This is a genomic window from Pseudomonas sp. P4_B3 (assembly GCF_056402295.1).
The window spans coordinates 57,531-67,390 of record NZ_JBFUHR010000005.1 but is presented as its reverse complement, the minus strand read 5'-3'; the positions used below and the strand labels follow the sequence as shown (position 1 = coordinate 67,390).

The following is a 9,860-nucleotide window of genomic DNA, read 5'->3' as shown; positions in this document are numbered from 1 at the left end:
CATGACCAATAAAACCACGCCCGGGCTTGCCACTTCGATGAAGGACAAGTTGATTCAACAGGCCCTGGAACGGCGACTGCGCAAGATCGGCGATTGCGCTCCAAGCCCTTCACTAGAGGGCGTCAAAGGCGCCCCGCGCGAGGGCTTTGAGCAGTTTTGCCGATTTGATCAGCACCCTGGCTATCAGCATTTGCGCATCATGCTCGACGGGGCTGCGCGCTTCGGCCTGGCCAATCCGTTTTTCAAGTTGCACGAAGGTTTGGCGGGTGCGGAAACTGTCATGGGCGGTAACCGCTACGTGAACTTCGCCAGCTACAACTACCTGGGCTACTCGGGGCATCCGGTGGTCGCTGAAGCCGCCAAAGCGGCCATTGATCGCTATGGAACGTCAGTTTCCGCCAGCCGTCCGGTGTCGGGTGATCGTCCGATCCATCGCGAGCTGGAGCAGGAACTGGCCCGGCTCTATGAGGTGGACGACGCTATTACTTTCGTCAGCGGCCATGCGACGAACGTGACCACCATTGGTTATCTATTCGGTCCGCGGGATTTGATCCTGCATGACGAACTGATCCATAACAGCGTTCTCCAGGGGATTCAATTGTCCGGCGCCCGGCGTCTCGTCTTTGCCCACAACGACTGGGAAGCGGTTGACCGGGTGTTGAGCGATCAGCGTCAGCATTTCGAGCGCGTGTTGGTGGTGCTCGAAGGCATCTACAGTATGGATGGCGACTTCCCGGATTTGCCGCGCTTCGTCGAACTCAGGAAGAAACACCAAGTGTTGCTGATGGTCGATGAAGCGCATTCACTGGGCGTAATGGGACAGACCGGCAAGGGCATCCGTGAACATTTCGGTCTGGCCGGCAGTGACGTGGATATCTGGATGGGCACCTTGAGCAAAAGCCTGGCCAGTTGTGGTGGCTATATCGCCGGTGAGTCAGCGCTGGTAGAGCATCTCAAGTTCCTGGCGCCGGGTTTTCTCTACAGCGTCGGCATGCCGGCACCGGTGGCTGCGGCAGCGTTGGCGGCATTGCGTTGTCTACCTGAGGATGGCGAGCGCGTCACAACCTTGCAGGCGCGCGGCAGGCAATTCCTCGAGTTGGCCAGGGACGCCGGCCTGGATACCGGCACAAGCACCGGTCTGGCAGTGGTGCCGATCATCACCGGCAGTTCGCTCAAGGCTACCCAGTTGTCCAGCGCGCTGTCCCGTCGAGGTATCAACGCCCAACCCATTCTTCATCCGGCGGTGCCCGAAAAATCGGCTCGTGTACGCTTTTTCGTGTCGTGCCTGCACACCCGGGAGCAAATCGCCGAAACCGTTGCCATTGTTGCGCAGGAACTTCAAAAGCTATAAGCCGAGCAGCCGAAAGATCGATGCAACGGCCGAAAGCACCTGCACCAGTAAGCCGGCTCCTACAGCCAGATGGCATCCCACAGTGAGTAGTCATGCACCCGTTTGACCAACCCTGCGCGTAATGGGTTGGCAACGATGTAGCGGGCTACTGCCTGCAAATCTTCTTCGCGACGAATCGCTCGGTCGTGGAAACCTTTCTGCCACAGCTGCCCCTTGCGTGCCAGACAGGCATTCACTGCTCTCGCGCTGCGGGATTTGGTGGCGAGCATCAACCCTGGCAACGTGCTGTTCCTGAGCTCGAGCAACCAGTGAAAGTGGTCGGGCATCACTACCCAGGCAAGGGAGTTGGCCCGTTCCTCTGTCTGGGCCTGACGAAATTGATCCACCACCAAACGCCCCACACGCCAGTCACTGAAGAGCGGCTCACGCAGATGGGTGACTGTGGTGAGCAGGTAGATCTGCCCGGATTGAGAGTGGCGCCCTGTGCGCAGGTGGCTGGCGTGTAGACGAGTGGGCAATCCGTTGCCCTCCTTTGTCGGTCGGAAAGGGTAAGGCTAGTGCGCAGATGAATTTACGTCGTATAGGTTTGGGGCCGGATGTGACAGGACTACCGCCTTCGCCGGCAAGCCGGCTCCTACAGGGAATGTGTGGACACAAAAAATGACGGTGTGTACGCGTTTTTGTAGGAGCTGGCTTGCCAGCGAAAACGGCCGTGGGGCATGCAGCGCCATCAAAAACGCCTTCGCCGGCAAGCCGGCTCCTACAGGGAATGTGTGGACACAAAAAATGACGGTGTGTACGCGTTTTTGCAGGCGCTGGCTTGCCAGCGAAAGCGGCCGAAAGCGCAACGCCAGTTTCAAAGACGCCTTCGCCGGCAAGGGATCAGAACATGCGTCTGAAGTAGCGGTGAATTTGTCGATAACGTGCGCAGCTGTCGAACAGGCCGGTTTTGGGATGGGAGTTGTACTCCCGGGCTTGATGGGGACTGCACGGCAGGCCGCGAATCTGAACCAGTGGTTGCTCATCGCCACCCGGTGATTGCAGCATGCCCGGGCTGATGCGCCATAGCGGCACGCTGTGGGCCTCGGCACGGGATTGCAGATCGCCGGGTTCGCTGGCTCGCCACACCAACAGCTTGCCGGTTTCGCCGACTACGGATTGCATCAGCTCGGCACTATCGCTGACGAACGTCAACCGGCCCCATCGGCTTTTGAGCAGGGTCCGGATCGCCGGCCGCTGTCGGTGTGGCACACCCAGCAAGGTCAATGTCCCCGCGAACTGGCTGTCCTGGTGTTTTTGCCGGGCCAGTTGACGGGCCACAGTCATGACATCGCAACGCTGATCGGTCAGCGGGTCGACGTAGCGGCAATAGCGGATGTACGCCGCCGCCACCAACTGCTCAAGGTTCGGTCGGGCCTGGCGACGGGGGATTGCCTGGCGATCATCGGTCAGGCCCCAGCCGGCGTAGAACGGCAAGCCGAAGCAGGTGACCGGGATGCCTTGAATCAAGGCCTCGAGCCCGGCCTGACTGGTACCTACATAGACCCGCTGCGCCCGGCGCGCCAGCGAGGCCCAGGACACATGGCGACTTTCCAGCGTCACGCCCCGGGCAAGAGCGGCGTCAAGCAGGCAACTTTTTTTGTGGCCGTTGATGCAGTCCGGGTGAATCCGCACCCGCACGTCCGCCTCGGGGTGTTGCGCCAGGGCTTCGTCGAGCATGCGGATAAAGTCGGCTTCGCACAGCCCGCCGCCGGGGATGGAGAAGTCGCCATAAGTCTGGTCGACCACCAGAATCAGCGGCTTGTCACGGCCCAGCGGGTCGTCGTCGCTCAGGTCCGGTGCGTTGTTGTATTTGCCGATGCCACTGCTGCGCATCAGGGCAATCAGCTCCCGTGCGGTCGCCTGCTCCGAAGAGCTCAGGGTCTGCGGGGTTTGCAGGATGTTCTCCAGCCGTGACGGGCGATCGGCCAGGTAGTGAATGCCAATGGGGTCGACCACCATCGACATCGGCGTATCGCCTTCGACGCCCAGCGAAGATGAACGCAGGAAGCCATCCTCCAGTGCGACGTAGGGAATGCCCCAGCGCTTGCACAAGACCCGGGCATGGTCAGAGGAACTTTTGTAGCCAATTCCGGCAATCGCCTTCAAGCCTGCGGGGCGCTGCCGGCTGCGTCGCCACAGCCAATGAGGCTGACCTTCGGGGTCGAGAAACTCCTCCAGATGATGGACTTTCCACATCACCCACTGCGACATGATGCCCACCCGACCGGGACCATCCACCAGCGATTCAAGGGGTACGGATCGATTCATTTGCGGGCTGCTCATGGATGGGGCGATAGTCTGCGGCGCAGGTTGATGACCGTCGGGAAGGGCATCACGCGGCTCAGCCAGTTCGTTGGAAAGGTGTGTATCGGCATGAAGGCGTGGCGGGCATAGAACGCCCTGGCCGCAAGGTTCTTCACCTGCACTTCCAGCTCGATTTTGGTATGGCCAAGGCTGAGTGCCTGATCAAAGGCGACCTGCAGCAAGGCACTGGCCACCCCCTGGCGCCGTGCGGTTTTGCGCACATGCAAGCCGTACAGATAAAAACCGTAGTACCACTCGCGACACTCGCTGATCACGAACAGGCCATAACGCAGCGAGCCGCCCAGTCGCCCGAACTCGCGAACGAATGGCCGGATGCCCGGTGAAAATGGTCCGCGGCGTTGGTGTTTGAACGAGGCGTAGCCCACCGGTGCGCTGTCGTGATAGGCCAGCAGGACGCGGTCCCAGTTGATCGACTGCGCGAGCAGGCGATGACGGCAGTCTTCATCGCCGAGGATGAACGCCAACGAGCCGCGCCCCGCGGTGATCCAGCGCGCAACCGCAGGGTCGCGCTGCGCAAGGCTGGACGCGAGAACCACCTGCACCGGTTCACCCCGGGTTTCAGTCATCGGCAGTAGGGGCCAGATGGTCGATAAAGGCCTTGGCCAGATGCTCGACTCCGAGGTCTGCGCAGGTATTGGCACGCGGCGAAGTATTGGACCAGATGAAGTACTCGGTATCGCCATTCGGTGCCTCCAGGGCGCCATAGACGTCAGGCAGGATCGGCACATGGTCACCGAAAAAGCACAGCCCGGTTGGTGTGCTGCGGGTCAGAAAATGTTCGCGCAGCTGACCGAGCATGCGATCGGCATTGCTCAAGTGGCGCACGTACGGGGCCAGATCACGCAGGCTTTCTGGTAGCGGCCGGTCGAACCACTGCGGCAGGTCGCCGGCTTCGACATTTTCCAGGTGCAGCGGGCCGTGGTTTTCCATGGTGATGGCATGAATAAACAACGGCTGGGTACGGGACGGATCATCAAGCAACGCGCTGATCTTGTCCGCCACCGCGCAGTCACCGATGAACGGGCCGGCCTTTTGCTGTTCGGTGAAACTGCGAACGTCGATGAATTCGTCGAAGCCCAGTGCAGGCAACACCTTGTCCCGACCATAAAAACTGCCGACATAGGGATGCACGCAGACCGTACGATAACCCTGGCGTTTGAGCGCCTTGGCGATGCTCGCAACGCCTTGTCGCGCCAGGTGGCGATAAGGGTTGAATCGATGGACGCCCAGTTGGTCGACCTTGATCCCGGTGAGGAAGGCAAACTCGCTGCGGACCGTGTTGGCGCCCCACGCGGCGACTTGCAGACGACCCTGGGCCAGCGCCTCGGCCCGCAAGGTGTCGAAGTGGCTGAGCACCTGCGCACGGATGCCGGGCCATAGTCTGCGCGCATCGAAGAACGATTCGCTTTGTACCGATACCAGGTCCGGCAGCACGGTGTCGGACGCCGGGCGTGGCAGCTCATCGGTAAACGCCGAGTTCAGTCGATTGAGGTCCACCGGGCGCCGGGCCGCGAAAAAGTACGTCCACAAACTGGCCGCCAAACCCCAGCGACCGAGGTCGAGGCTGGCGTCGAACGTCGGGCGCAGAGGCTTCAAGCTGCCGAGCATCAGCAGTACCAAACTGCCCAGCAACGTGCTCGCAGCCACGACGCGAGCATTGCTGCCCACCGGTTCGAAATATAACCCGCACGCCAGGTAGGCGATAAACAGAAGGGCCAGGCCGATGGCTTTGCCAATGCCGAAGAACGGCAAATACAGGCGTGGAAAGCGTACGGCGTCGCTGAAGTATTCGAAATCGGCGCAGACAAATGGCTCGCGCAGCGAATGGTATTTGGCGTTGCTCACCAGCACGATCAGCAGCCACAGCGCCAGCACGTTGACCGCACTGAAATACGCGCGACCGCTGATCAGGTACAGCAAGCCAACGGCGAATGCCCAGGCACCGCCATGCAACAGCCAGCTGCGAAGCGGACGGGACCAGCCGGTACGCGGCACCAGGAGCATTTCGATTGCGCAAGACAGGAGAAAACCAGGCACTACAACCGAGCAAAAAACGTTATTCAAAAAATCAGGCACCGTAATCCAGCCACCGCAAAATGATCGACGACAGTCGTGGCGGGATGACCCCCAGAGCCCAGCACCCAAGGTTCAGCGGGAACGGAAAGCTGATGCGCGCCTGGTTCGCCGCCAGCCCGCGCTGAATCCGTCGCGCGGCCTTGTCCGGGGTCCAGAGCAGCGGTTTTGGCCCAGGCATTTCAAAGCACATTTTCGATTCGACGTAGCCCGGCATGATCACGTTGATCTTCACACCATCGGTTGCCACCAGGTCGCGCATGGCTTCGCCATAAGCCTTGATCGCTGCCTTGCTGGCGCTGTAACTCGGTGTGGCCGGCAATCCGCGCCAACCGGCCAGCGAGCTGAACAGGGCGATCTGCCCGGACTTGCGGGCACGCATGGCCGGCAATGCGGCCTGCACCGTGGCAAGGGCGGCCAGCACGTTGATTTCGATCAGCGCCTGGGACAGCTCCCAGACTTCGTCTTCGCCGTTGTCGCCGGTGGACGTATTGACCCCGGCACCGACAATGATCAGGTCCGGTTGCTCGGTGACACTGATCTCGCCGATCCAGCTGCGCAAGGCCTGCAGATCCTGAACATCCAGCGGTTGCAGCAGTACGCGAGCGCCAGCGGCGCGGCACTGGGCGGCCATTTCTTCCAGGCGGTCCAGGCGTCGGCCCTGCAGGATCAGCGTAACCCCCGGTTTCGCGTAGGCGGGTGCCAGCGCGCCACCGATGCCGCCTGTGGCACCGGTGATGAGAATGCAGCGTGGAGACTGTTGCGAGGTCATAGGTACTGTTCGATTTTCGAGGTTTTGGCCATCAGCACTTCCAGGGAATTGTTCACCGCCATGTCGATGCCGCAGCGGGTGTAAAAGCCGCCGTTGACTTGCGTGGTGTGAATGACCGTGCTGCGAAAGCGCTGAAACAGGGTGGAGTCGGGAGGCTCCGGGTTGTCCCAGAACTCATCGAGACCGCCCTGGTGGGTCAGGCCCTTGAGGTTGTAGATCGGGTCGCTGAGGGCAATGGTCGGCACGCTGTGCATCAGTGACGAACCACCCACGGTGCTATTGACCGTGACTACGCCAGCGACATGCGACAGCAGTGTCGGCATGTGGCCGCTTTCGAGGAAATCCACGCGATCGGCAATGCCGAATTTGTCGGCAATCCGCCGGGTGATGCGGTGGTAGTTGACGATGCCCGGCGTCAGCGGGTGGTTCTTGACCACCAGCCGCGCATCGCTGCCGGCATGGCGGGCAAACGAGCCCAATACGTGTTTCAACACATCCTTCATATGCTTGAAGGGCGAGTGGTCGCGGATCTGCGCATCACTGTCGAGTTGCAGCGGCAACAGGAAGGTTCGGTGACGGTTGCGCGCCACTTCACTGATGACTTCGGAGTCACGGCCCCTGGCACTGACCAGGCGCAGGCCCTGGCGAATGTAGCCGGCATACTCCACGGCCGCGTTGAACGGGGCGTGGGTTTTATAGTGGGGGAACACCACTTTGTTCAGTGCACCGCCGACGTGATACATCACATCATGGAAGGCCCTGGAGGCAAAGGACAGGCGGAATGAATTGCCGTTGTGATAGCGCGGGATGTACTTGCCCACTTCCCGATACCACTGCGGATCGCGGGGCAGTAGCGAGTGATTGTTCACGCCATTGCGCTCAAGGGTGATCCAGTACGGGCGGAAGTAACCCTCTTCGAACACGTGTACGCGAATCCCCAGAGACCTGGCCAGTTCCACCGCCGGTTGATGCACGGGGCGGCAGTCACCGAAGAGCACCACATCGGTAATCTGGTCGGCGCTGAAACACTGGCTGTAGAAGTCTTTCAACTGCTCGGGGCGCGCCGAACAAAACACGCGCGCGCCGCTGCCGTACAGGGTGTCGCCCATATTGAAGTTGATGGACTTGACCCGTTGTCCCTCGGCCCGCAGCGCTCGCACCAGGCGCGCGAAAAACGGCGAACTGACGCCCTGCAAAAACAGGAACGAGTTGCGTGGTTTCACCGATACCAGGCGTCTGGAGCGCTGCATGGGAACTAAAATTTCCTTGGCGACGGTCTCAAGACGGTAAGGAGCAAACGCTGAATCATCTCTCGCCATGTTGGCGTTCTTCCTTGCGCAGGTACTTCATCCCAGTTCTGAATCTCGATCAACGTACGTTCGGGGGTGGTGAATCTTCGGGTAATGCGGCTGACATAAGTCGGGTAGCGAATCAGGGTCGCGGCCACCAGTTCGTCCAGGCTCAGGCGCCGGGTGCGACGCGCCTGGACCTGCGGGCTGAGGTCCTGATCGTGGGTCAAGCCCCAGCCGGCATAAAACGGCTGGCCGTAAGTGGTCACCGGCACGCCGCGCAACAAGGCTTCGAAGCCCGATTGCGAGGTCAGCACATGCACCTCATCGACCTCGGACAACAGCTCGTGGAAGGGCACATCGCCCACCACCTGGTTGCACCATTGACGGGTGTGTTCTTCGTCCTCGCCAGCCTCGCGTGTGCCGGCCAGCACTTCAGGGTGCGGCTTGTACAACAGCCATGCCATCGGGTGGCGGGCGCGCACTGCCTTGAGCAAATCAAGATTGCGCCGCATGCGGTGTGCGCCGTAACGGATCGAGGCGTCGGACTCCACTTGCCCCGGCACCAGAATCACTTGCTCGACACCCGGCGGACGTTTCCACGCGGCACCGGGCAAGTTGTATTTGGTCACTCCGGCGGCGCAGATCGCTTCGCGCAGCGCCGCGGCCCGCCGCAACAACTCAGGCGGGCACGACTGGTTCTGCAAGAGCTGTTCCAGACGCGAAGGACGCGTGGCGTCGTAGTAGATGCCCAGGTCGTCGAACACCCAGGACAGCGGCCGGGTTTTCTTCGCGCCCAGGCCGACAGAACGGAGGAAGCCATCTTCGACGCGGCCCAGGTGGTTGGCAGTGTTCTGTTGCGCCAACGCCGAGTCGTGCTGGCAACCCCAACTCACCACCATTGCAGGGGGCTTCGAACGTCTGGAAGGTGCGGAAAATCGGGTGGATGAACCATTGAAAAAGTCCAGCACCAACGGCCGTTTCCACTTGCTGAAACCAACCATCTGCAAGTCCTGCGGCAAGCGACTGCGCATCCGTCGCTGCAACCCCAGCCACGCCAGCACGGTCTCGGGTTGGCACGGCGCGCCCGTCTCCGGGTCGACATAACGCGGGTACTCCACCAGCGCCGCATGCACCAATTGCTCAAGACTGACCGGCTGGCGCCGCTCGGGGGCGGGCAGGGCATCCACGGTCAAACCCCAGCTGGCATAGAACGGCATGCCAAAGGTGCGCACCGGCACGTCCCACAACAGTGCATCGAAGCCCAGTTGCGAGGTCATCACATACACGGCCTGAACTTCGCTCAGTAACTCGGCAGGATGAACATTACGGCTGATCACATGGACGCGCGGCCGTTTGCTCAGCGCTTCAAGATCAAAGTGGCCTTGCTTGCGGCCTGCCGCGACATCGGGGTGGACCTTCACCACGACAATGCTCTGAGGATGCTCATCGAGTGCAGCCTGGAGCATGCGCTCAAAATCAGCCTCGCCGGCGCCCTGAAGTGAGGCATCGCCCTTGGTCTGGTCAGCGACCAAAACGCAAGGTTGCGGTAAATGGCATTGTTCGATGCGGGCGCTGTTGTACTTGGAAACGCGCTCTTCCCGCCAGCTCGCCTGCAAAGCCCGGGCGCGGAGAGTCTGAGATTCACTCAAGGATGTCGGGATCAATACTTCCAGGCGCGACGGATTATCGGCATCGTAATAAATGCCCAGGTCATCGACGATCAGCGACAGCGGCGGCTCATCCGCGCCAAGGCCCACCGAACGCAAAAAACCATCCTCTACCGACAGCACAGGCAGACCGGCTTTTTGTGCTTCCCGTTGGGCAAACAGGGCGCTTGGCTTGCGACCCCACGCCAGCAACACATCGGCCTGAGTGACGTCACGAGTCGAACCAGGCAGTAATCGATAGTCGGGCAACAGGGCGGGAAGCGTGGCAACTTGCTGGGCGCCTTTAGAAAGCACCAGCAAGCACGGTCGATTCAGGAGGTTTTTGTCCATAAAAAACA

At 61.0% G+C, this 9,860-nt stretch carries 8 protein-coding genes; 1 reads left to right on the top strand and 7 read right to left on the bottom strand.

The genetic code is table 11. The features are described from left to right. Position 1: 1 nt before the first annotated feature. Positions 2-1,351, top strand: coding sequence for an aminotransferase class I/II-fold pyridoxal phosphate-dependent enzyme (locus AC1DWG_RS07105; protein ID WP_477762363.1), 1,350 nt, complete (start codon positions 2-4; stop codon positions 1,349-1,351). 59 nt (positions 1,352-1,410) lie between these two features. Here the strand turns inward: AC1DWG_RS07105 and AC1DWG_RS07100 are convergent, their stop codons facing one another. From AC1DWG_RS07100 to AC1DWG_RS07070, 7 genes are all read right to left on the bottom strand, one after another. Beyond that, the gene (locus AC1DWG_RS07100) at positions 1,411-1,869 is read right to left on the bottom strand and encodes an REP-associated tyrosine transposase (RefSeq protein ID WP_477762362.1); all 459 of its coding nucleotides are present in this window, start codon (positions 1,867-1,869) and stop codon (positions 1,411-1,413) included. 364 nt (positions 1,870-2,233) lie between these two features. Next, on the bottom strand, positions 2,234-3,661 hold the full coding sequence (locus tag AC1DWG_RS07095) for a capsular polysaccharide export protein, LipB/KpsS family (protein ID WP_477787553.1): 1,428 nt from the start codon (positions 3,659-3,661) through the stop codon (positions 2,234-2,236). Positions 3,662-3,672: 11 nt separating this feature from the next. Beyond that, positions 3,673-4,284, bottom strand: coding sequence for a GNAT family N-acetyltransferase (locus AC1DWG_RS07090; protein WP_477762360.1), 612 nt, complete (start codon positions 4,282-4,284; stop codon positions 3,673-3,675). Beyond that, a complete protein-coding gene (locus AC1DWG_RS07085) occupies positions 4,277-5,722 on the bottom strand; it encodes an LTA synthase family protein (RefSeq protein ID WP_477762359.1) in 1,446 nt (481 codons plus the stop codon). Before AC1DWG_RS07085 ends, AC1DWG_RS07090 begins: the two co-directional genes overlap by 8 nt. A 64-nt stretch (positions 5,723-5,786) precedes the next feature. Continuing rightward, positions 5,787-6,563 carry an SDR family NAD(P)-dependent oxidoreductase gene (locus AC1DWG_RS07080; RefSeq protein ID WP_477762358.1) on the bottom strand — a complete coding sequence of 259 codons (777 nt, stop codon included), beginning with the start codon at positions 6,561-6,563 and terminating at the stop codon, positions 5,787-5,789. Further along, a complete protein-coding gene (locus AC1DWG_RS07075; RefSeq protein ID WP_477762357.1) occupies positions 6,560-7,813 on the bottom strand; it encodes a capsule biosynthesis protein in 1,254 nt (417 codons plus the stop codon). The genes AC1DWG_RS07080 and AC1DWG_RS07075 overlap by 4 nt, the downstream gene beginning before the upstream one ends. A 5-nt stretch (positions 7,814-7,818) precedes the next feature. Then, entirely contained in the window at positions 7,819-9,852 is a 2,034-nt protein-coding gene (locus AC1DWG_RS07070) for a capsular polysaccharide biosynthesis protein (RefSeq protein ID WP_477787552.1), read from the bottom strand. Positions 9,853-9,860: the final 8 nt, after the last annotated feature.